Here is a 22,291-nt window from a genome sequence, read left to right as displayed (position 1 = left end):
CCGTCGAGCGGCGCGGCGCGCGGCCGCCCGGGTCAGTCCTCGCCCGGGCGGTCGCGGCCGAGCAGATGCCGGAGAGCCGGCTCCAGCGCCGGATGCCGGAACCGGTGGCCCCGCGCCACCAGGGCCGCGGGGGACACCCGCTGGCTGGCCTCCGCGAGCTCGCTCGCGCCCTGCCCACCCAGCAGCAGGCGTGGCCCCAGGGCAGGGACCGGCAGGACGGCCGGCCGCCGCAGTACCACCGCCAGGGTCGCGGCATAGTCGCCGTTGCGCTGCGGTTCGGGCGCGACGGCGTTCACCGGCCCGGTCAGGCCGGTGTCGTAGAGGGCCCGGTGATAGACGTCCACCAGGTCGTCGATGCCGATCCACGACTGCCACGCCGTGCCGTCGCCGATCCTGCCGCCCAGGCCGGCGGTGAACAGCGGACGGAGCAGGCGGAGCGTGCCCCCGCGGGGGGACTGCACGATGCCCGTGCGGACGGTGACCACCCGCAGACCGGACTCGGCGGCCGGTGCGGTGGCATCCTCCCAGTCCGAGACGACGTCGGCGAGGAAGCCGTCGCCCCGGGCGCTCGACTCGTCGAGGACCTCGTCGCCACGGTCCGGTCCGTAGTACCCGATGGCCGAGGCGCTCACGAAGACGGAGGGTCCGTCCACGTGGCGGCCGGCGAGTTCGGCGAGCGCACGGGTGGGGCCGATCCGGGAACCCCGCACCGCCTCGCGGTGCGCCGGGGTGAACCTGCCCGCGATCGACGCACCGGCCAGATGGACCACCGCGTCCACGCCGCGCAGCAGGTCCGTCGCGGGGGCGTGCGGGTCCCAGTGCCGCTCGCCCGGTCCGCGCGGCGTCCCGCGCACCAGGCGGATGACCTGGTGCCCGGCGGTGGTGAGGAAAGGGGCGAGGGCGCTGCCGATCAGGCCGTGACTGCCGGTCATGGCGACGACGAGCGGCCGGTCGCCGTGCCGCCGGGCCGCGGCCTGTGCCTCCAGGTCCATCCCGAGCTGGCGGTGCCGGTAGGCGAAGGTGCTCCGGAGCGCGGCCCGTGGCACGGTGGTGCGCACCGTGTCCGTGACGCGGGTGCGGTCGCCCTCCTCGGCGAACTCGTGGATGTGCCGCCAGGGCACGACCCAGCGCAGCGGCGCCGAGACCAGCTCGTCGACGAACCGTTCCGGCGGACGGTAGCCGGAATGCCGGGCTACCCACCGTAGGCCGAGCGGCAGGCCGAGCACTGCCTCGCCGTCCGCCAGCGACCGGGCCTCTCGCACGACACGCAGTGGTGCCCACGGCGGTATGAGGCGAACGATCGCGCCGGGGCGCTCGTGCCACGCGAACACCTCGGAGCGTGGCCGGTCGACGGTTCCGGACCAGGTCAGGGTTCTCACCCCGGTCATGACATTCCCCCGTTCCGCAGGACGTACCAGATGAGGATCAGCGTCAGCACGGTGCCGCAGGCGTAGTTGAGCCACAGGAAGTGACGCCAGCCGCGGTTCGCCCGCGCCGAGTCGGCATCCTCCAGCCGGGCGTACGGAAGCGCGGTGAGGAGGTACGGCAGCGCGAGGAGGGCGGTCAGCGGACCGGGCCACGTCGTGGTCAGGGCCAGGAGGCCGGCAGCCGTCCACGCCACCAGGGCGAACCGCACCGTGCGGGCGGCTCCGAGCGTCGTCGCGACCGAGGAGATGCCTCCCGCACGGTCGGGGACGATGTCCTGGACGGCGCCGAAGGCGTGGCTCGCCATGCCCCACAGCAGGAACGCGCCGAGCGCCGCGAAGGTGCCGCGGTCCGGGGCCGCCTGTGCCAGCGCCAGCCCGTACACCGCCGGGCTGACGAAGTGCACGCTCGACGTCAGGGAGTCCGCGAACGGGACCTCCTTCCACCGCAACGGCGGCGCGGAGTACGCGACCAGCGCGAACAGGCTCACGGCCAGCACCACCCACGAGGCGGGCGGTCCGAGCGCCACGAGCGCCGCCAGGAACGGGAGACAGGCGACCAGCGAGGCGACGAGGACGAGCCGGTGCCGGCGCCGTGGCAGCAGAGCGCCCTCGACACCGCCCTTGCGCGGGTTGCCGAGATCCGACGCGTAGTCGAACACGTCGTTCACGCCGTAGAGCGCGAGGTTGTACGGCACCAGGAAGAACAGCGTCCCCACCACCATCGGGACGTCGACCGTGCGCGCGGCGAGCAGGTACGCGGCCATGAACGGGTAGGCGGTGTTGATCCAGCTCAAGGGGCGCGAGACGCGCAGCAGGTCAGCGATCACGAGAGCCCCTGGGACCGAACCGGTCGTCCCCGCCTCCCAGGAGCGACCAGAGCGCGGGCAGGAGGACGACGGCGGCGACCGGGTACGCGAAGTCCTCCACGGGCGCCAGCCCGATCCGCAGCCCCGAGATGTGCGCGTCCGAGTAGGCGAACAGGCCGGCCGCGATCATCACGTTGTCGAACACCGCGGTCAGCGCCAGCAGGGCCGCCGCGGCGAGCACCATCGGCCGCCAGGGCCCCGGGCGGGCCACGGTCCGGCGGATGATCGCCGCCAGAGCCGTGGCGACCGCGAGGAAGGCGGCGGCGAGCAGGAGGTGTGTCATCCCCGGAGTTCCTCCTGTCGCTCTCGGGCCCGGCGCGGCAGCCGGCTCGCCCCCAGGACGAGCACCATCGTGAGCTCGCACAGGAAGAGCAGGAACACGAGTTCCTCCAGGGGCAGCTCCGGACCCAGCATGACCCCGGTCAGGTACGGGGCGCCACCGTGGAGGAACACGCCGAAAGCGATGCCGGCCAGGTCCCAGGACAGGAAGAACGCGGTGCCGAGCAGCAGGACGGCGGTCGCGCGGGCGGGTGCGGCCCAGCAGAACAGCCGGTACCGCGCATCGACGAGCAGCACGAAGCCGCCGCTGACCAGCAGGACGGCCAGGTAGACGGCCCCCATCAGGTCTCCGTCCCCGCGGTGGGTTCTGCCGGTGTCCTGGCCGCGTGGCTCCTCGAGGGGCCCGGCTCGGTCCCCGGCTCCGGCAGGGGGCCGGTGCTCACGTCTCCGCGTAGTCGTTTGACCACCAGTTCCGCGCTGATGAGACACATGGGCAGGCCGATGCCGGGGATGGTCGTCGCACCCGCGTACAGCAGGCCGGAGACGCGGTCCGAGGCGTTCGAGCCGCGCAGGAACGCGCTCTGGCGCAGCGTGTGCGCGGGTCCGAGCGCTCCGCCGCGGAAGGCGCCGAAGTCTCGCGCGAAGTCGGCGGGCCCGATGGTGTGCCGGACCACGACCCGGTCCGGCAGGTCGGGTGCACCCGTCCAGCGGCCGATCTGTGCGACCGCGTCGTCCACGACGTGTTCCACCCCGGGATCGCCGTCGCCGTCGGCCCCGCCCGCACCGATCGTGGTGTCGGCCGGTACGGGGACGAGGACGAACAGGTTCTCGTGACCGGGCGGGGCCACGTCGTCGGTGGCGCTGGGACGGCAGACGTAGAGCGAGGCGGGCCTCGGCACGCCGGGCCGTGGGCCGAAGATCGCCCGGAAGCCGCCGTCCCAGTCGTCTGCGAACAGCAGCGAGTGGTGCGCCAGGCCCGGGAGCTCGCCGCGGACGCCGAGGAGGGCCAGGACCGCGCCGGGCCCCGGGTCCCGGCGCCGCCACCAGCGTTCGGACCGGGTCCGGTGCTCGGCCCCCAGCAGCCGCTGCTCGGTGACGTGCAGGTCCGCGGTGGAGACCACGACGTCGGCCGGTACGTGCCGGGTGCGTCCCGCACCGGACACCTCGACGCCGGTGACGGCTCCGTGCTCCACGACGATCCGCTCCACGCGGTGTCCGGTGTGCAGCCGCGCGCCGGCCCGGTTCGCGAGCCGCGCCGTCGCGTCGACGACGGTGCCGAAGCCACCACGGGGGTAGAGCACCCCCTGTGTCACGTCCAGATGGCTCATCAGGTGGTACATGCTGGGCGCCGCCCGCGGTGACGTGCCGAGGAACACCGCCGGGTATCCGAGGATGCGGCGCACGCGATCGTCGTCCGTGTGCCGGGCGGCGAAGCGGTCCAGCGGTTCGGTGAGCAGTCGCAGCAGGCGGGGGAGGCTGCGCAGCACCGTCCGGTTCAGCAGGGGCCGGAGCGAGGCGAACGTCGTGTAGAGGAAGTGTTCGGTCGCCATGCGGTAGGCCGACGCGGCCGAGTCGAGGTAGGCGCCCAGCCGGGAGGCCGACGGCGGGTCGAGGGCGAGCAGCGCCTCCCGCGCGCCGTCGGCGGGCAGGTCGAAGGGCTCGGCGCGGCCCTCGAAGTAGACCCGGTACGACGGATCGAGACGGACGAGGTCCAGCTCGTCCCGTGCGGTCGTGCCGAGCAGGCGGAAGAAGTGCTCGAACACCTCCGGCATGAGGTACCAGGAGGGGCCGGTGTCGAACCTGAACCCGTCCCGTTGGCGGCGTCCCGCTCGTCCGCCGAACTCGTCGTGCGCCTCGAACAGCGTCACCACGGCTCCCTCGTGGGCCAGCAGGGCCGCCGTCGCCAGGCCGGACATGCCACCCCCGATCACGACCACGTGTCGTCCGCGCACGCCGTCGTCGTTCACGGTGCCCACCGCCTGCCGGAACGCGCCGTCGAGAGCGCCGTCGCGACGACGCGGATCTTCACGGCCGTGGGTACGGAGACGCGCCGCGTTCGCAGCTCTTCGACGGACGCGTCCCGCAGCCGGTCGTTGAGCTCGCCGAACAGTGCCGCGGCCACGGCCGTGGCGCGACGTGGTCCGGCGGGCAGCAGGGGGATCACGGCCCGGGCCGCGGCGAGGTCGGCGTCGATCTCGCCGACGATGCGGGTCCTGGCGTCGTCGTCGAGGGGCTTCGGTCCGGTGCCGGGGAAGTACGCCCGGCCCAGCCGGCGCTCGTCGTCGCCCAGGTCACGCAGGAAGTTGACCTTCTGGAAGGCGGCCCCCAGGCGGCGTGCCCCGTCCTCCAGGCGGCGGCGGACGCCGGCCGGTGCGGGGTCCTCGTACAGGAACGCGCGCAGGCACATCAGGCCGACCACCTCGGCGGAACCGTGCACGTACGTGCGGTACTCCTCCTCGCTGAGCGCCGTCACCGGATCGAGGTCCCGGCGCATGGAGGCGAAGAACGGCGCCACGAGGCTCTCGTCGATACCGACCGTCCGGGCAGTCCTCGCGAAGGCGTGGACCACGATGTTCGCGCTGAACCCGCTGCCCACGGCGGCGAGGGTCTGCGCCTCCAGGGCGTCGAGCGTGGCGCGGCACGTGGCGGGTGCGAGCCCGGCCTCGTGTGCCGGGCCGTCGACGATCTCGTCGGCGACCCGTACCAGTGCGTAGATGTCCTGGATCATGGCGCGGACCCCGGACGGGAGCAGGCGTGCGGCCAGGCCGAACGACGTGGAGTAGGCCGAGATCACGTGGGCTGCGGCCGTGTGGGCGGTCTCGGAGTACAGCGCCAGCGAGGACGAGGGGCTCATGAGGCACGCTCCGCGAGGGTGCCGGCGAGCCCGGTGAGCTCGTGCCGGAGGGCGGCGGGCAGCGTGGAGCCGCCGATCGTCTCCACCGCCTGCTGCCGCTGGGCGTCGAGGAGCCCGGTCATCGCGTCACGCGCGCCGCTGGCGACCAGTGCCTCCCGGAGGGCGCGCGCCCCTGCCGCGTCGAGCTGCGGGTCACCCCACAGGTGGCGCACCGCCAGCCATCGCGGATGCCCCTCGGCGAAGGCGACGAGCAGCGTCCGCTTGCCCTGACGCAGGTCGCCGGAGGTGCTCTTGCCTGTGCGCACGTCGCCGAACACGCCCAGCAGGTCGTCGCGCACCTGGTACAGCACCCCCAGGGCGGTCCCCACCCGCTCCAGTTCCGCCGCCGCCCGCTCGCCGGCCCCGGCGAGCATCGCCCCCGCCTGCAGCGGGGCGGTGAACGAGTAGCCCGCCGTCTTGTGCGCCATCATCCGCATCACGTTCTCGGACGTGGCCGACGTGATGCCGAGGCCGAAGGCGACGTCGTCGTGCTCGCCCGCCGCTGCCCGGAACAGGTGCTCGTCGACGAGCTCGGCCAGGTCGGCCCGGACCGCCGGGCGGACCCGGGCGACGAGGCTGTACGTGGCGCTGAGCAGGAGGTCGCCGCCGAGGATCCCGGACGCGTCGCCCCACGAGGCCGCAGCCCCGGGCGAGCGTCCCGCACCGGTCGCGTCCGCGGCGAACTCGGCCGGCAGATTGGGCCGCCCGCGCCTGCTGACATCCCTGTCGATCACGTCGTCGTGCAGCAGCAGTGCGGTGTGGAGCAGTTCGAAGGCCGCGGCCGCGACGGCGGCGTCGTCGGGGTGCGGGTCGCCGAACGCTCGGTGGGCATCGAGCAGGAGCCGTGGCCGCAGCCGCTTCCCGCCCGTGCTCGACCGTTCCAGCCGTCGCCACAGGAGCGCGTAGTGCTCGGCGAGGGGATCTGCCCGGCCGATCCGGTCCCGGAAGAACTCCCGCAGGACGACGTCGACCGCGTCCCGGGTGAGGATCTCGGTCATCGATCCTGCTCCCCGGCGGGCGGGTCGCCGGTGTCCGGTCCGGCGTAGAGGCTCATCTCGCGGGCCTGCTTCACGAACCAGGGCGAGAACGCCCAGGGCGCGGCACGTAGCGCGGTACCGAGCTCGTCCGGGGTGGACCAGCGGAACTCCGCCACCTCGTCCGGGTTCGGTCGCGGCTCGTCGTCGGTGATCGCCACGTGGACGGGGCACAGCTCGTTCTCGACGATCCCCGACGCGTCCACGGCCCGGTACCGGAAGTGCGGAAGCACGAGCCGCACCTCGCGGACGGCGAGGCCCAGCTCGTCACGCGCGCGTCGCTCCACGGCCGCCGTCATCGGTTCGTCCGGCTGCGGGTGCCCGCAGAAGGAGTTGGTCCAGACGCCGGGCCACGTGCGCTTGCGCAGCGACCTGCGAGTGACCAGCACCCGGCCGGCAGCGTCGCGGACGTGGCAGGAGAACGCCAGGTGCAGCGGGGTGCGCGTGGTGTGCACGGACTGCTTGGACTCCGTCCCGATCGGGTCCCCGTCCTGGTCCAGCAGGACCACCAGTTCCGTCGTCATCGTTCTCCGTTCCGGGAGTATCTAGCCTGGCTACATTTAACCACAGGAAGCAATCATCCGGGCGAGTAGAATCTGGATGTGAATCAGGAACCCGCGACGCGAGACACCGGTGAGCCGTCGATGGTCGACCCGCGCGTGATGGATCCCGAGCAGGAGATCGTGCGGCGTGCCGGCCTCGACGACAGCGACGTCGACGAGGTGGTGCGCGTTCTGGAGGGCCTGCGCCGCTGGCGGGAGACCGAACGGCGGATGAGTGAGGCGTCGAGCCGCTACATGAAGCTCGGCGAGACCGACATGCGAGCACTGCGCTTCATCATCGCCATGCGGAACAACCGGGTGATCGCCACCCCGGGTGCGGTCGCCGCCCATCTGGGGATCTCCTCGGCCTCGACCACGAAGATGCTCGACCGGCTGGCCGCGGGCGGCCACGTGCGCAGGCTCCCGCACCCGACCGACCGGCGCAGCCTGGCTCTCGAGGTGACCGAGGAGACGAGGCGCTCGGCGCGGGAGACCGTCGGCCGGACCCACGCCCGGCGGTTCGACGTCGCCGCGCGGCTGAGCTCGCGGGAACGGGCGATCGTCGCGGGCTTCCTGGAGGACCTCGCGGCGACGGAGCATGCGGAGGCGGAGCACGTGGAGACGGAGCACGTGGAGACGGAGTCCGGCGGCGAGTGACGCGCCCGGCTCCGGCGCGCGGCGCGTCACGACACGCCAGAGCCATCCACACGTTCTTGCCGCTAACCCGCTAACCCCGCGTCGGCTCGGTCGCGGGCGACGGGCCGACGGCACGAAAAAGCGGCAGGCCCGCCCTGGAGACCAGGGCGGGCCTGCCGCTTTGTCTGGGGTGAGTAACGGGACTTGAACCCGCGACCCTCGCGACCACAACGCGATGCTCTACCAGCTGAGCTATACCCACCATGCCCGCCGATCAGTACCGGCGGCCGACGAAAAGCATACATGAGGTCGGGCCCCGACCCCGAACTCAATTCGTGTTCGGCAGCTTCGTCGTGACCGACGTCTCCTTCACCTTGACCGCCGCCGCCCGGGAGGTCTCGGTGTCCGGGCCGGGCTGCGCGGGGAAGAGCGTCTCGCGGTAGTAGCGGAGCTCGTCGATCGACTCCAGGATGTCCGCGAGCGCGCGGTGTCCGCCGTCCTTGTCGGGGCTGGCGAAGTAGACGCGCGGGTACCAGCGCCGAGCGAGCTCCTTGACGGAGGAGACGTCGATGATCCGGTAGTGCAGGTGACCGGCGAGCTCGGGCATCGAGGTCTCGAGGAACGCCTTGTCGGTGCCCACGGAGTTGCCGGCGAGCGGCGCCTTGCCCTTGGAGGGAACCCATTCGCGGATGTACTCCAGCACCCGGGACTCGGCCTCGGCGAGGGAGAGCCCGCCGGACAGCTCGTCGAGCAGGCCGGACTTCGTGTGCATGTCACGCACGAAGTCGCCCATCCGGGCGAGCGCCTCGGCGGGGGGCTTGATGAGGACGTCGATCCCGTCGCCCAGGGGTGTCAGTTCGGAGTCGGTGACGACGGCGGCGACCTCCACGAGCGCGTCGGTGCGGACGTCGAGTCCGGTCATTTCGCAGTCGATCCAGACGATGCGGTCGGCGGGGCTGGTGCTCACGGCGCCCAGCCTACGACGTGCGCCCGGGCGTGGCTCCCCACGTGCCCGCGCCGTGGGTGCGGAGCCGGGGACCGCGTGCGGGCGCTGGTCCGGGGGCACGAGAAACAGCGACACGCCGGCGGGTTCCAGATCTGCCGGCGTGTCGCTGTCTTGTGGTGATCGCGAGCGTCGCGGGCTCGCGGTTCGGCGGGGTCAACGGGCCGAGGTGTGACGACGCGACCGGAGTGTCTTCCGGTCCTTCCGCCGCACGCGTTCTCCGCGCTGGCGGCGATCGCGCCGGACGTCCTCGGCGTGGTTGAGCTGCTCCTGATGGAGAGCTCGGATGAGGGTGTAGTCAATCGTGTGCACGTAAGTGCCCTTCGTGACGCCGGAGTGCCGGGACGGGCCCGGCATGAGGTCTGGCCGGACCTCTCCACCGCCCGGTCGTCGGGACCGGGCGGACGCCACCGCGGTGTGTTCCAGACACTCTCAGTTCCGGCGCCGTGACGCACGGCTTTTTCCTGGTGGCAGACCTGTGCTGCCCGTAGCGAAAGCGGCGGGGCCGTGGGTCAGGCCGCAGTCTCCGGTTCCGGCTCCACCCGGGCGAGCGCGACAGTGATGTTGTCGCGGCCACCCGCCGCGTTTGCCCAGAGCACGAGGGCGGCCGCGGTCTCGGACGGGTCGGTGGTCACGCCCGACAGCCGGTGCACGAGGTCGGCGACGTGCTCGGCCTCGGAGCAGTAGTTCCACAGGCCGTCCGAGCACACCAGGACCCAGCCGGGCACCTCCGGGAGCATCGCGGCGCAGTGCGCGTCGTGATCCGGCGCGCTGCGTCCGAGCCAGCGCGTGATGGCATGCGCCTGGGGGGAGTGCTCGGCTTCCTCACGGGTGAACCCCGCGGCCATCATCTCTTGTGCCCATGAGTCGTCGACCGACAGCTGCTGCGCGGTGCCGTCGTCCGGCAGCCAGTACACCCTCGAGTCGCCGAGCCAGCCGGCCACGACCACACCGGCGTCGACCACCGCGGCGGCGAACGTGCAGGCCGGCGGGTCGACCTCGATGCCGCCGCGCTGCCCCGAGGCTGTCGCCTCTCGGGCGATCTCGTCGCCCGTGCGCACCACGGCGTCCCCGGCCTGGCGGGAGGCGGCCACCATCGCCTGCGTCCAATCGGCCACGCGGCGCTCGACCTCCCCGCGCACGGGCAGGGAACCGGCCGGATCGAACGTGACCAGGGCATCCCGGGCCACCCGGGCCGCGGCCAGAGAGGCCACGTCGGAGTTCGGCGCGCTCGACACGCCGTCGCACACGACGAGCACCGCCGTGCCGCCGGCCGAACCCGTGCCCGTGGCGGCCAGGGCCATCGCGTCCTCGTTGCGTGCGTGGCGCACGCCTCGGTCGCAGACCCCGGCGACCCAGCTCGAGGGTTTCTCGGTGAAGTGGTCGCGCTCGGACAGCGGTGCCGGGGGAGGCGTCACGGAGGAGTCGGGGTCCGGGTCCTCCACGGTGACGACCGGGATCGGCTCCGTGGGCGGTGCGCCGAGGATCTCCTCGGCCGTGGGCCGTCCGCGCAGCTCGAAGCCGCACTGCTCGCAGAACCGGGCCCCGGGCGCCGACAGCTCGCCGCAGCGCGGGCAGCGTGACTTGGTGTTCTCGTCAGGAGTGCTCATCGCAGAGTCCAGCGTCGCACGGAGTTGGCCCGATCGACGAGCGTGACACGAGCCCGGCGGTTCTCGGTGAGCTGGGCGAGCCGGCGCAGACCCGCCTCGAGGGCGTCGCGCAAGCTGGGCTCGGTCGCTTCCGCGCCTGCAACCCGGATGCCCTGGCTGGGTCCGTCCCGCAGCACATGGTCGAGCGCGCGCTGCAACGCCTCGACCACCACCTGGGCGCGCATCCGGGCGGGCACGGGCGCGTCGTCGATCACCTCGGCCGCCTGCGCGAGGGACGGCAGGCCCCGTCCCGAGTCGATCAGCAGGCGCGCACGCGCGAGGCGGGCGTCGCCGTACGAGCCGCGGGTGGGCACCACGAAGTCGAGCGCGTCGAGCGCGCCGTCGAGGTCGCCCCTCGCGAGGCGCACCCGGGCGAGGCCGAACGCGGCCGCCCCCGTGTAGTTGGCGTCGGTGCGGGCGCAGACCGCGTACATCTCGTGCGCCACCCCGAGCTCACCCGACTGCTCGCACGCACAGGCCAGGGCCAGCTTCGGCGCCAGCTCTCCCGGTACCTGCCCGTACACGGCGTTGAACGAGGCGGCGGCCAGGGCCGCGTCGCCCGCCGCGAGGCGCGCCAGCCCCTCCATCCAGGCGGCGCGCCACTCCCACGGGTCCAGGGAGAGGATCCGGGCCACGGTGTCCCGCACGCGTGTCAGGTCCCCGGTCTCCAGCGCGGCACGTGCCTCCGCGAGCAGCACCTCGACGGTCCGTCGAGGCGCCAGGGTGAGCTGGTCCATGCGCGCGGCCGGGTCCGTGATGTTCACGCCCGCGAGCCACGAGGTCATCGGGTCGCCGGGGTCGGGGGCGAGCGCGGGCATCTCGTCCCAGTGCAGGGGGCCGCCCGAGCCGTCGGCAGGAGGAACCCCGAACAGCGCGGACGCGGCCGACGTCGTCGCGCCACCGCTTCCCGTCCGGTCCCGGGCGACCACCTCGCGCAGCACCCCGAGGAGCTGCCCGCGAGCCTCGTCCACGGTCAGGAAGCGGTCGTCCCGCGACGGGTGGCACGCCTTGACCAGCCAGCGATGCAGTGAGTCGTACCGGGCGAACAGCGGGGTCTCGTCCACCGGTGGCAGCGAGTGCTCGTGGACGCTGGTCCCGGCGAGGTCCAGGACGAGTGTGGCGAGAGTACGACCGATCGTGTAGATGTCCGAGGCGACGGACGGGCCGCTCTGCGACACCTCGGCGGCCTGGAAGCCGCGCGTCCCGTAGATCAGGCTGGTCATGTCCGACATGCGCCGCACGCCGCCGAGATCGATCAGCTTGACGGTATCGCCCTGCACGATCACGTTGTCCGGCTTGAAGTCGCAGTAGAGCAGGCCCCGCTCGTGCACGTAGGTGAACGCCGGCATGATCTCCAGCATGTAGGCGACGGCGTGGTCCGGGGGGAACGGCGTGCGTCGTTCCCGCCGCAGCTCCTTGAGCGAGCGCCCGCCCACGTACTCCATCACCGTGTACCCCGCGCCGTCGTGCCGCGCGAAGTTGTAGATGTCCACGATCAGCGGATGCTCCACCTCGGCGAGGAACTCACGCTCGGCGACCGCGACGTCGTACGCCTCGGTGCTGTCGGCGTTCAGCAGACCCTTGAGCACCACCCAGCGGCCCGCGACGTTCCGGTCACGGGCCAGGTAGATCCATCCGAGGCCGCCGTGCGCGATGCAGCCGACCACCTCGTACTGACCACCGACGAGCTCCCCGGGCGAGAGAGACGGCGCGAAGTCGAACCGGGTGCCGCACGCGGCGCAGAAGCCCCTGGTGCGTCCCGGAACGCCCTCACGCGCCCGGCCCACGGGCTCGCCGCACGCGGAGCAGTACCGCTTCTCCTCGGCGAGCTCGGGGTGCTCCATGACCGCGTCGAGCGGGTCCTGGACCTCGGGCGTGGGCACGACCGTCACGCCGGCACCGAGACGCTTCTCGCGCAACCACTGCGAGGAGGCGCTGTGCGGCTGGGCGTCGCGCGACGCGGTCGCGATGGCCGACCCGAGCGCGGTCGCGCCCAGCCGTGACGAGCTGGCCGGGGCGGCACCGGCGACCGCGCCGCCGCCGGGCGGTGGCGCGGGGAACCGCGCCGGGACGGGCCGGGTCGGCAGGCTGGGAAGGGACAGTCCGCCCTGGTCGTCGACGGGGATCATGGCGTGCGCCCGTAGACCGGCTCGGGCGGCCCGGACACCTCTCCGAGCGCGTCCGACAGCCAGCGATCGTAGCTGGCACGCCAGGCGCCGCCGGCGGCGCGCTGCTCCAGGACCGCGTTCACGAAGCGCACCATGTCCACCTGATCGGCCGGGATGCCGACCCCGTACGGTTCGTCGCTGACCGCATCGCCCACCACCTTGGCGTAGGGGTCCTGGGCGGCGAAGCCCGCCAGGACCGTGTCGTCGCCCGTGAGCGCGTCCACCATGCCCCGCTGGAACATGGCCAGGCACTGGGTGTGCGTCGCCGCGGGCACCGCCTCGACGTCCGGCCAGGTCCGCAGCAGGGCCAGCGACGTCGTGTCCTCGGGGGCGCACACCCGCTGCCCGGCGAGGTCCTCGACGCCACGCACGCCGGACGACAGCGGCACCAGGAGCTTCTGCCCCGCGTGGTAGTACTCGGCTGAGAAGGCGACGTGATCCCAGCGCTCACAGGTGATCGTGTAGGTGCGCACGACGACGTCGACCTCGTGGTCCAGCAACACCCGCTCCCGCTGTGAGGACGTGATGACCCGGAGCGTCAGGCGGCTCGGGTCACCCAGCAGCGCCTTCGCGATCGCGCGCGCCACGTCGATGTCGAAGCCCTCGACGTGGCCCGTGAACGGGTCGCGGGCGCTCATGCGCAAGGTGTCCGCCGAGACCCCGACACGCAGGGTGCCGCGTTCGCGGATCCGCGCCATGGTGGACCCCTCCGGCACCAGGTCCTCCGAGGCGTCGCGGGGTGCGTAGGAGGCGGTCGCCGGGACGCCGTCGGCGCACTCCCGTGGCTGGTCCAGGAGGTCGCCCGGCAGCTGGTCCAGGGCCGACGACGGTCCCTGGCCCGTCAGGCGGCCCGCGTCCCGGTCGGCGCCGCCCCGGTCCGCACCGCCGACCGGGGCGGCGCTCTCCGGTCCGGTGCTCTCCGCGCCGGGCATCGCGCAGGCGGCCAGCACGACGGCGACGGCCGCGCAGAGCGCGGCGGCGGCGAGGCGACGGTACCCGGGGCGCCGCCGCTCGGGACCCCCGGTTGCGGCGACGCTCACAGGTACTCCCTCTGCCGTGTCCAGATCCCGGCAGTCGTCAGGCAGGCGGCGAGCAGACCGGCGACCAGGGCGACCCACCCCGCGGCGTGGGACACGGCGGACGCCTTGGTGAGCACCACCGCGGCACGCTCCCCGGTGGTCGTGACGTCCTGGCCCGCCTGCGCGGCGAACGTCTCGAACGCCGCAGTGGCCGAGTCGTCGTCCGTGGCGACCGCGGCGGCGACCGCATCCTCCCAGCGTCCGGAGTCGTCCAGCGCACGGATCTCGGCGTGGGCGTCCAGCCAGGTCTGCAGCAGCTGCCCCGTGGGCCGTCCGGTGCCCACGGCGTCGTCGGACGCGGACAGCAGCGCGGCGGCGCGGGCCGTCGACTCCTCGAAGCGTTCCTCGTGCTCCCTTCCGGACCCGCGCTTGATCAGGGTCAGCGACTCCTGCGACTTGGCGTCCGTGGCCTCGGCGAGCGCCGCGGAACTGGCGACGGTCGCCGCGTACGGGCCTGCGGCGACGTTGCGCGCCACGACGTTGCCGCCGATCACCCCGATGCTCGCTGCCACGCCGCCGACCAGGGCGACTGTGGTGGCGACCACCATCCACGGGCTGATCATGCGGTGGGTGCGGCGGGCCAGCCACCACTGCACGAGCCCGAGCACCACGAGCGCTCCGGCACCCACCAGCAGCAGGGCCTGCCGGGACGACACCGCCGACAGGTGACCGCCCATCCGGACGGTGACGTGGTCGGCGACGTCGTCGAGCACGGGAAGGACCTCGTCGCGCAGGGTCGCCGACGCGAGGTCGAGGTAGCCGATGCCGACGGGGAAGCCCTGCCGGTTGTTGGCTCGCGCCGACTCGACGAGACCGGCGTAGCGCTGCACGGCCTCGGACACGGTCGCGAGCTCCTCGGCGTGCTCGGGGGCGCGGGCCGCGAGCGGGGGGATGGCGTGCGCGGCGGCGGCGAGGTTCTCCGAGTAGCTTTCCCGGGTGGCCGTGGGTTCGAGCCCGCCGACGAGGAAGGCGCTCGTGGCGGACGCGTCCGCGGAGACCAGGGCGTTGCGCAGCTCGTGGGTCACCACGAGATCCACGGCGTCGGCATGGGCGGTGTCGAGGTCTGCCGCCTGCCCGGTCCCGGCCAGGAACCCCGCGATCCCGAGTGCGGCGCACGCCAGCACCGAGGCGAGCTGGGCGAGGCCGAGGCGAGCCGGGGTGCCGGACACCGCGCTCGCGGTGCGCCGGGCGAGTCCGTCCTGAGGTGTGCGCGAGCCGGGCCGATGCGGTGCGGCCACGGTCATCGACGGTACCTCCGGAGGCTATGGGTGAACTTCCGCGCCACCACCGGCGCATGTCGCTGTGCTGAGCCACGCTAAGGGTGAAGCGGGATCACGGCGACTCGTGCGTGCCGCGGCCCGGGTGCCCCCAGCAGGACTCGAACCTGCAACCTACGGATTAGAAGGCCGTTGCTCTATCCATTGAGCTATGGAGGCGTGCGCCCGTAGGGGCGCGCGGCCTATCGTATCGATCCTGGCCGGAGAGTTGGACCATGAGTGTGGACCAGTATCGTGGTCGGTGTCCCGCGGACACCGCCGTCGCGCCCCCGGTTGGCAAGGGGCATGTGGAGATATCAGGATGAACCCGTGACTCTCGGAACGCGCTCCGCCGCGCTCGGCCGCCGGGGCGGCGTCGACCCCGACGTCGCCGAGCAACTCGGCTTCACGGTGCATGATGTCGTGCAGGACCTCCGCGGCGACATCGCCGCCGTGCGGCTCCCGCTCCCGATCGAGGGGGCCGACGACGCCGAAGCCTCCCGGGAGCGTCTGCTCGCCCAGCTCGACGAGCACCTGCTGCCGCGGCTCGCGGAGCTGTCCAGCCCGGCGCTGGTCGTGCTCGCGGGATCGACAGGCGCCGGCAAGTCGACCATCTTCAACAGCCTCCTGCGCGGTGACATCTCCGACGCGGGCGTGCTGCGACCCACCACGCGCGAACCCGTCGTGGGCGTGCACCCGCGCGACCGGGTGACGCTCAAGGCGGGCCCCGTCACCGAGCTGGCGCGCGTCGTCGAGCACGACGGCGTGCCGCGCGGCACGGCCCTGCTGGACGCACCCGACCTGGACTCCTTCGTGACGCAGAACCGCAGCACGGCGGGCAGGCTCCTGGAGGGGGCGGACCTCTGGCTGTTCGTCACCACCGCGGCACGCTACGGCGACGCCCTGCCGTGGGAGGCGCTCGAGCGTGCGCGCGAGCGCGGCGCCAGCGTGGCCATCGTGCTCAACCGCGTCGGCAAGGACGACCTGGCCACGATCCGCGGTGACCTCAACGCGCGGATGCGGGAGCGTGGCATGACCGACGCGCCGCTGTTCGTGATCCCGGACGTGGGCCCGCACGAGGGCCTGCTGGACTCGACGCTCGTGGCGGGGATCGGGCGCTGGCTCGCGATGATGGCCGGGCCGGAGCGGTCCCGGACCGTCGTCGTACGCACTCTCAAGGGTGCGCTGAAGGTCCTGCCGGACTGGGTGGACGGCCTCGTCGACGCGGTCGACGCGCAGGGGGCCGCGGCGCGTGAGCTGCGCCGCGTGATCGATGTGGTCCAGCCCGACGCCGAGGCCGTGGCGCGCGCCACGGTCACCGCGGGCACGGCGGGCGGGTCGCAGGTGACCGCGCGGTTCGCCGAGCTGGTCGCGAGCAGGCGCATCGACCGGGTGACGGTGCGCGACGGCGTCGCCCGCGCGACGAGACGGGCCGGACGCGCCCGCTCCGAGGCGCTCGTCCCGCTGCGCGAGGAGGTCGGGAAGGCGGCCGCCCGGTCGCTCGCGGCCGCCGGGGCGAGGACGGAGGAGCGGCTCCGCGCCGAGCTCGCGGGCCCCGGAGCCCCGGCGGCCGGCGCGGCGGTGGCGCCCTCGGGCAAGGAACGCGGTGCGGCCCGCCTGGAATGGGCGGCCGACCAGGCCGCGGCCTGGGCCGAGGAGGCGGACCGGCTCGTGGCCGGCCTCGGCGCGACGGACGACGACGCCCAGCCGGACCCGCCGGTGTCCGCGGACGACGCCGCGGCGCTGGGCGCCCGCAGAGCCTTCGGCGACGCCGGCCTGGCGACACTGCTGCTCGCGGGAGCGCTCGGCAGTGAGGACGCGACACGGCTGCTGGGCAAGGTTCTCGGTGACGCGGTCGACGGCTTGGTGCGCCCGCTGCGCTCCGACCTCGCGGACCGAACCGCGCTAGCGGTTGCGGCCGAGGCCCGATCTGTCCAGAGTGCCCTTGAGATCCCCGCCCTCGCCGATGACGCGGCAGCCACGCTGCGTGTTCGGCTCGCCGAGCTCAGGAGGCTGACATGACCAGTGCCTCGACGCGGCCGCCCGGCCGTGCCGGAGACGATGCCGCGCTGCGCGCCCGGACCGAGGACCTCGGCCGCGCCCTGCAGGTGGCAGGTTCCCGTCTTGACGACGACGTCTTCGGCCGCGTCGCGAGTGCCGTGGCCGGAGTGCGCGAACGGATCGCGCTCGGCGTCGACCACACGGTCGTCGCCCTCGCCGGAGGAACCGGATCCGGCAAGTCGAGCCTGTTCAACAGGATCTCCCGGCTCTCCTTCGCCGACGTCGGCGTCAAGCGCCCCACCACGGCGAAGGTCTCGGCCTGCTCCTGGACGGACGACGCCGCCGCGCTGCTGGACTGGCTCGGCGTCGAACGCGAGCGCCGCATCACCCGCGCCGGAGAGCTGGACGGGGCCGACGAGGACGGCCTCGGCGGGCTGGTCCTGCTCGATCTGCCCGACCACGACTCGGTCGCCCCGGGGCACCGCGAGATCGTGGACCGCGTGTTGCCCCTGGTCGATCTGCTCGTGTGGGTGGTCGATCCGCAGAAGTACGCCGACGACGCCCTCCACTCCGGCTACCTCCGGGGGGCGGGCGAGCGCCCCGGGTCCATGGTCGTGGCGCTCAACCAGATCGACACCGTGCCGGCGGGCCAGCAGGACAACCTCATGCGCGACGTGTCCCGGCTGCTGCGCGACGACGGTGTGGGCGAGGTGCCGGTGGTGCCCGTGTCGGCGCGGACCGGATACGGCGTGCCGGAACTGCGCGACCTGCTCGAACAGGCGGTCCGACGGCGGTCGGTGGCCGCGGGCCGTGCCGCGGCCGAGCTGAACGGGGCCGCCGAGGCGCTGCTCGACGAGACCCCGGCCGAGGTGCCCTGGCACACGTCGGCGGTCCTGGCGGCGGAGACCGACGCGCTCGGCGAGTCGGTCGGGCTCGGCCCCGTCGCCGCACAGGTGGCGGCCTCCGTGCAGAACGGTTACGGGCGGCCCGAGTTCCCGGCGCCCGACCCGGACGCCGTCTCGCTGTCCCGCGCTCGCTGGCTCACGGGCGCGGGGGAGGCGCTGCGTCCCGGCTGGCAGCGGTCGCTGGCGGAGTCGGTCGCCTCCACGGAGCACGTGGGGGCCTCTCTCGCGACCGCGCTGCGCGGTGTCACGCTGGACGTCCGGGGGCCCGCCTCGGCCCGGCCGCTGCGGCGCGTGGCCCTCGTCTTCGTGGGGCTGGCCGTGGTGCTGGGCGCCGCGACCGTGCTCGCGTCGATGCAGGTGATCCGGGTGGAGGAGACGGTCATGACCGTGCTCGGCGTGACGGGTGTCGCGGCGGCGCTCGCGGCGCTCGGCGTGTTCCTCGCAGCCACGCGGATCCGGGGCGCGCTGGCGCGACGGCGGGAGCAGGCGGTGCTCGCGGCGGGGCGTGCCGCCGTCGAACGGGTCCTGGAACGGACGCTCGGCCAGCCGACGCAACGGCTCCTCGACGAGCACCGCCAGGTGCGTGAACTCGCCCAGTCCGCGCGGGAGGGCGGCCCCGCCGCGCCGTCCCGTGCCGATCGGACGCCGACCACAGGGAGCGGAGGAGGGCGTTCGTACACAGCCTCCGCCATGACCTCGCCCGTGGAGGCCGCACGCGCGTGATGCTGGTTCCGGCACGCCGGCAGGGGGCCGGCGTGCCGGACGAAGGAGCGCGATGTGAGCAACGACGTGAAGGTGACCGTGACGGGGAACGCGGGCAGCGACCCGGTGATCCGGCGTTCGGCCAGAGGCAACGAGTGGACGACCTTCCCGGTGGCCAGCACGAGGCGCATCCGGGGCACCGACGGCGTCTTCCACGACGGTCCGACGGTCTGGTTCCAGGTGAAGGCCTGGGGCCACGCCGCGGTGAACATCAGCAGGAGCGTGAAGAAGGGGCAGCCGGTGATGGTCGCCGGGCGCCTTGAGGTCGACGAGTGGGGGGACGAGGCCCGGCGGCGCACCACCCTGGTGATCAACGCGGACTGCGTGGGCCCCAACCTCATGAAGGGGCAGGCGGAGTTCCAGCGCGTGATCCCGGCCGAGGAACCGCCCGGCGCACCCGGGGACGAGCCCGCGCCCGCGGCCGCCTGGCAGAGCGGACTCGGCCGTGGCATGCCGGGCGCCGACTCGTGGGCGACGCCCGCCGGAACCGGGTACGCCGGGGGCGCCGCCGCGCATGGCCCCGGCGGCGCCGCGACCGGTCGCTCGCGACCCGCCGGGGAAGCGGCGGGTGGCCCGCCCGGCGACGGGATGCCCGATGACGTCGGGTCCGAGGAACTCGTGCGTGGAGAGTTCGTGCCCGAGGAGTTCGTGCCCGGAGACGCCCTGCCGGCGGCGCCGGGCACGCCGACGGGGTGACCGCGTAGGCTGGGTGCCGACGACGCCCGTCGTGGCCGAGCGTGATGTGCGCGAGCAGGTCGCCGCGCGACGGGCGCAACCCCTCCCTACCTGTTGAAACGGTGGAACGAAGGCAGTGGCTGAGTTCATCTACTCCATGTACAAGGCGCGTAAGGCGCACGGCGACAAGGTCATCCTCGACGACGTGTCGCTGAACTTCCTCCCCGGCGCGAAGATCGGCGTCGTCGGCCCGAACGGAGCTGGGAAGTCCACGATCCTGAAGATCATGGCGGGACTCGACACCCCGTCCAACGGTGAGGCCCGGCTCTCGCCCGGCTACACGGTGGGGATCCTGCAGCAGGAGCCGCCGCTGAACGAGGAGAAGACGGTCCTGGGCAACGTCCAGGAGGCCGTCGCGGGGATCCTCGGGAAGAAGGCGCGGTTCGACGAGATCTCCGCGCTCATGGCCGAGCCGGATGCCGACTTCGACTCACTCCTCGCCGAGATGGGCACGCTCCAGGAGCAGATCGACGCCGCCGACGCCTGGGACCTGGACAACCAGCTCGAGCAGGCGATGGACGCGCTGCGCTGCCCGCCGCCGGACGCGGACGTGAAGGTGCTGTCCGGTGGTGAGCGCCGCCGCGTGGCGCTGTGCAAGCTCCTGCTGGAGAAGCCGGACCTGCTCCTGCTGGACGAGCCCACCAACCACCTGGACGCCGAGTCCGTGCTGTGGCTGGAGCAGCACCTGGCGAGCTACCCGGGCGCCGTCCTGGCCGTGACCCACGACCGCTACTTCCTCGACCACGTCGCGGAGTGGATCTGCGAGGTCGACCGCGGACGCCTGTACCCCTACGAGGGCAACTACTCGACCTACCTGGAGAAGAAGCGGGAGCGGCTCGAGGTCCAGGGCAAGAAGGACGCCAAGCTCGCCAAGCGCCTCAAGGAGGAGCTCGACTGGGTACGGCAGAACGCCAAGGGCCGCCAGACCAAGTCGAAGGCGCGTCTGGCCCGGTACGAGGAGATGGCCGCCGAGGCGGAGCGCACCCGAAAGCTCGACTTCGAGGAGATCCAGATCCCGGCCGGTCCGCGCCTGGGCTCCATGGTGCTGGAGGCCGAGAACCTCCAGAAGGGCTTCGGTGACCGGACCCTGATCGACGGGCTGAGCTTCACCCTGCCGCGCAACGGCATCGTGGGCGTCATCGGCCCGAACGGCGTGGGCAAGACGACGCTGTTCAAGACGATCGTCGGGATGGAGCCGCTCGACGGCGGAACCCTGAAGGTCGGCGACACCGTCTCGGTCTCCTACGTCGACCAGTCGCGTGGCGGCATCGACCCGGACAAGACGCTCTGGGAGGTGGTCTCGGACGGGCTGGACTTCATCAAGGTCGGCAACGTGGAGATCCCGTCCCGCGCCTACGTGGCCTCGTTCGGCTTCAAGGGCCCGGACCAGCAGAAGCCGGCCGGCGTCCTGTCCGGTGGTGAGCGCAACCGCCTGAACCTCGCGCTCACGCTCAAGCAGGGCGGCAACCTGCTCCTCCTGGACGAGCCCACCAACGACCTCGATGTCGAGACCCTCGGCTCCCTCGAGAACGCGCTGCTCGACTTCCCCGGCTGCGCCGTGGTGGTCTCCCACGACCGGTGGTTCCTGGACCGTGTCGCCACGCACATCCTGGCCTACGAGGGCACGGAGGAGAACCCGGCCAACTGGTACTGGTTCGAGGGGAACTTCGAGTCGTACGAGGAGAACAAGGTCGAGCGGCTCGGCGCCGACGCGGCGCGCCCGCACCGTGTCACCTACCGCCGCCTGACCCGTAGCTGACCTGCGCACGCCGGGGCTGAGCCCGTAGCTGACGCGCGCACGCCGGGCTGGGCCCGCGCGGCCGGCCTGCACCTGCCGGGGCTGGATCCACACCGGATCCAGCCCCGGCACGTCGTTCCGGCTCCCGCGGGTTCCGTGTCCGAACGTGCTTTCCGCGTCCCGGAACACCGGCCGGGGCGCGTAGCCCATGTGGATGAATACAGGTTTGCCGGGAATGGGTGGAGTCGGTCAGGATCACCCCATGGTCTTCTCCGTGCCTCGTCCAGGGTGGCAGGATCTGCCGCCCCCCGTCCGCCAGCGCATCACGGATGAGCTCGGAGCCCGGGTCATCGGGTGGACGACACTCCCCGTGGGTGGTGCGGGAGGCGGGGCCACCCTGTCTCTTCAGACCAGCTCGGGGACCCAGTTGTGCACCGTGGTGAGCACGGCCGATCCGTACGCCCAGAAGCTGGCCAGGCGGGCGATCGACGTCGTGGCGAGCCTTCCGTCGGCCGCCCCTGTGCCGACGCTGCTCTGGTGGTTCGACGAGGACCTCGGACAGTTCGGGCGCTGGATCGTGGCGGGCTGGGCGATGCGGGACATCCGGCCGATCGGTGACCAGTGGACCGCCGGCGAGGTGGCGGCAGCCCTCGACGTCCTGCGCGACATCCGGGAGTTCGACGCTCCCCCGGAGGGACCCTTCCTGGACAGCAGCGAGGTGTTCGGCGACGGGCCCTGGCGGCGGCTCGCCGAACAGCGTCCGGACGGTCTGCGGCACTTCTCCCCGTGGCTCGAACCACGCCTGGAGGCGCTGGCCGAGATCGCCGTTCACGCCGCGGACGCCGTCTCGGGCTCCACCCTCGTGCACGGGGCGCCGACACGGCAGGTGCTGTACCCCGCCCGGAACCCCGGCGGGCAGTCCGTGGCCGTCGCCTGGTCCCACGCGGCCCGTGGGGCCCCGTTCATCGACGCCGTTCTGCTTCTGGCCCACATCCGGGCCGACGGCGGTCCCGCCCCCGAAGCGGTCCTGGCCAGGCACCCGCTGCCGCCCGGCACGGACCCAGACGCCGTGACGTGCCTCATCACCGCCATGACCGGACAGCTCATCGAGGACGCCCTCCAGCCCGCTCGTGCGGCGCCTGACCGGCGCCCGTCGGTCGTCCAGGCACAGGCCGGCGTCTTCGTGGAGTGGCTCAGGCGCCGGCTCGGATTCTGATCCCGCCGAGCCGGCCGGACCGGGGGCGGGTGCGGCCGGCACAGCGATGATCTGCATGATCCGACATGTCTCCACGGGCTTGGCCTGGGTGCTTGCGGCAGA

At 73.1% G+C, this 22,291-nt stretch carries 19 protein-coding genes and 2 tRNA genes; 6 read left to right on the top strand and 15 right to left on the bottom strand.

Annotated elements, in window-relative coordinates:
• Positions 1 to 32 precede the first annotated feature (32 nt).
• Genes HGK34_RS12550 through idi form a run of 8 tightly spaced genes read right to left on the bottom strand, consistent with a single transcriptional unit; the run spans position 33 to position 7,023 of the window.
• Complete coding sequence (locus tag HGK34_RS12550; protein WP_201847758.1) at positions 33 to 1,388, bottom strand: TIGR01777 family oxidoreductase; 1,356 nt, start codon at positions 1,386 to 1,388, stop codon at positions 33 to 35.
• A complete protein-coding gene (locus HGK34_RS12545) occupies positions 1,385 to 2,254 on the bottom strand; it encodes a prenyltransferase (protein ID WP_201847756.1) in 870 nt (289 codons plus the stop codon). Before HGK34_RS12545 ends, HGK34_RS12550 begins: the two co-directional genes overlap by 4 nt.
• The gene (locus HGK34_RS12540) at positions 2,244 to 2,576 is read right to left on the bottom strand and encodes a lycopene cyclase domain-containing protein (protein WP_201847754.1); all 333 of its coding nucleotides are present in this window, start codon (positions 2,574 to 2,576) and stop codon (positions 2,244 to 2,246) included. Before HGK34_RS12540 ends, HGK34_RS12545 begins: the two co-directional genes overlap by 11 nt.
• Positions 2,573 to 2,914: a lycopene cyclase domain-containing protein gene (locus HGK34_RS12535; RefSeq protein WP_201847752.1), complete on the bottom strand. Its 342-nt coding sequence runs from the start codon at positions 2,912 to 2,914 to the stop codon at positions 2,573 to 2,575. Before HGK34_RS12535 ends, HGK34_RS12540 begins: the two co-directional genes overlap by 4 nt.
• Positions 2,914 to 4,488, bottom strand: a complete 1,575-nt coding sequence (gene crtI / locus HGK34_RS12530; RefSeq protein ID WP_207193412.1) for a phytoene desaturase family protein — start codon at positions 4,486 to 4,488, stop codon at positions 2,914 to 2,916. The genes HGK34_RS12535 and crtI overlap by 1 nt, the downstream gene beginning before the upstream one ends.
• A 47-nt stretch (positions 4,489 to 4,535) precedes the next feature.
• A complete protein-coding gene (locus HGK34_RS12525) occupies positions 4,536 to 5,426 on the bottom strand; it encodes a phytoene/squalene synthase family protein (protein ID WP_201847750.1) in 891 nt (296 codons plus the stop codon).
• Positions 5,423 to 6,463, bottom strand: a complete 1,041-nt coding sequence (locus tag HGK34_RS12520) for a polyprenyl synthetase family protein (RefSeq protein ID WP_201847748.1) — start codon at positions 6,461 to 6,463, stop codon at positions 5,423 to 5,425. The genes HGK34_RS12525 and HGK34_RS12520 overlap by 4 nt, the downstream gene beginning before the upstream one ends.
• Positions 6,460 to 7,023: an isopentenyl-diphosphate Delta-isomerase gene (gene idi, locus HGK34_RS12515; protein ID WP_201847746.1), complete on the bottom strand. Its 564-nt coding sequence runs from the start codon at positions 7,021 to 7,023 to the stop codon at positions 6,460 to 6,462. Before idi ends, HGK34_RS12520 begins: the two co-directional genes overlap by 4 nt.
• Before the next feature lie 78 nt (positions 7,024 to 7,101).
• Here idi and HGK34_RS12510 point away from each other — a divergent pair, with 78 nt between their 5' ends.
• Positions 7,102 to 7,698 carry a MarR family winged helix-turn-helix transcriptional regulator gene (locus tag HGK34_RS12510; protein ID WP_307815935.1) on the top strand — a complete coding sequence of 199 codons (597 nt, stop codon included), beginning with the start codon at positions 7,102 to 7,104 and terminating at the stop codon, positions 7,696 to 7,698.
• A gap of 165 nt (positions 7,699 to 7,863) precedes the next feature.
• Here the strand turns inward: HGK34_RS12510 and HGK34_RS12505 are convergent.
• The 7 genes from HGK34_RS12505 to HGK34_RS12475 form a co-directional block, all read right to left on the bottom strand.
• Positions 7,864 to 7,939 (bottom strand) — tRNA-His (locus HGK34_RS12505).
• Positions 7,940 to 8,005: 66 nt separating this feature from the next.
• Positions 8,006 to 8,644: an oligoribonuclease gene (gene orn, locus HGK34_RS12500; protein ID WP_307815934.1), complete on the bottom strand. Its 639-nt coding sequence runs from the start codon at positions 8,642 to 8,644 to the stop codon at positions 8,006 to 8,008.
• A gap of 548 nt (positions 8,645 to 9,192) precedes the next feature.
• A complete protein-coding gene (locus HGK34_RS12495; protein WP_201847744.1) occupies positions 9,193 to 10,290 on the bottom strand; it encodes a PP2C family protein-serine/threonine phosphatase in 1,098 nt (365 codons plus the stop codon).
• Positions 10,287 to 12,458: a serine/threonine-protein kinase gene (locus HGK34_RS12490; protein ID WP_201847742.1), complete on the bottom strand. Its 2,172-nt coding sequence runs from the start codon at positions 12,456 to 12,458 to the stop codon at positions 10,287 to 10,289. The genes HGK34_RS12495 and HGK34_RS12490 overlap by 4 nt, the downstream gene beginning before the upstream one ends.
• Complete coding sequence (locus HGK34_RS12485) at positions 12,455 to 13,537, bottom strand: glutamate ABC transporter substrate-binding protein (RefSeq protein ID WP_307815933.1); 1,083 nt, start codon at positions 13,535 to 13,537, stop codon at positions 12,455 to 12,457. Before HGK34_RS12485 ends, HGK34_RS12490 begins: the two co-directional genes overlap by 4 nt.
• Positions 13,534 to 14,814 (bottom strand): GlnX family signal transduction membrane protein, encoded by a 1,281-nt coding sequence (locus HGK34_RS12480; protein WP_201847740.1) that lies wholly within the window; start codon positions 14,812 to 14,814, stop codon positions 13,534 to 13,536. The genes HGK34_RS12485 and HGK34_RS12480 overlap by 4 nt, the downstream gene beginning before the upstream one ends.
• Before the next feature lie 125 nt (positions 14,815 to 14,939).
• A tRNA-Arg gene (locus HGK34_RS12475) sits at positions 14,940 to 15,012 on the bottom strand.
• 150 nt (positions 15,013 to 15,162) lie between these two features.
• Between HGK34_RS12475 and HGK34_RS12470 the strand changes: the two genes are divergently transcribed.
• The 5 genes from HGK34_RS12470 (at position 15,163) to HGK34_RS12450 (ending at position 22,189) form a co-directional block, all read left to right on the top strand.
• Positions 15,163 to 16,854 (top strand): GTPase domain-containing protein, encoded by a 1,692-nt coding sequence (locus HGK34_RS12470; protein WP_201847738.1) that lies wholly within the window; start codon positions 15,163 to 15,165, stop codon positions 16,852 to 16,854.
• Positions 16,851 to 18,461, top strand: a complete 1,611-nt coding sequence (locus HGK34_RS12465; protein WP_201847736.1) for a GTP-binding protein — start codon at positions 16,851 to 16,853, stop codon at positions 18,459 to 18,461. Before HGK34_RS12470 ends, HGK34_RS12465 begins: the two co-directional genes overlap by 4 nt.
• 54 nt (positions 18,462 to 18,515) lie before the next feature.
• A complete protein-coding gene (locus tag HGK34_RS23235; protein ID WP_201847727.1) occupies positions 18,516 to 19,196 on the top strand; it encodes a single-stranded DNA-binding protein in 681 nt (226 codons plus the stop codon).
• Positions 19,197 to 19,311: 115 nt separating this feature from the next.
• Positions 19,312 to 20,994 (top strand): energy-dependent translational throttle protein EttA, encoded by a 1,683-nt coding sequence (ettA, locus tag HGK34_RS12455; RefSeq protein ID WP_201847725.1) that lies wholly within the window; start codon positions 19,312 to 19,314, stop codon positions 20,992 to 20,994.
• A gap of 241 nt (positions 20,995 to 21,235) precedes the next feature.
• Positions 21,236 to 22,189 (top strand): hypothetical protein, encoded by a 954-nt coding sequence (locus HGK34_RS12450; protein ID WP_201847723.1) that lies wholly within the window; start codon positions 21,236 to 21,238, stop codon positions 22,187 to 22,189.
• The last annotated feature ends 102 nt before the right edge of the window (positions 22,190 to 22,291 follow it).

Source organism: Myceligenerans indicum (genome assembly GCF_016742955.1).
GTDB classification, from domain to species: Bacteria; Actinomycetota; Actinomycetes; order Actinomycetales; family Cellulomonadaceae; genus Myceligenerans; species Myceligenerans indicum.
This window is presented reverse-complemented; position numbering and strand designations above follow the sequence as displayed.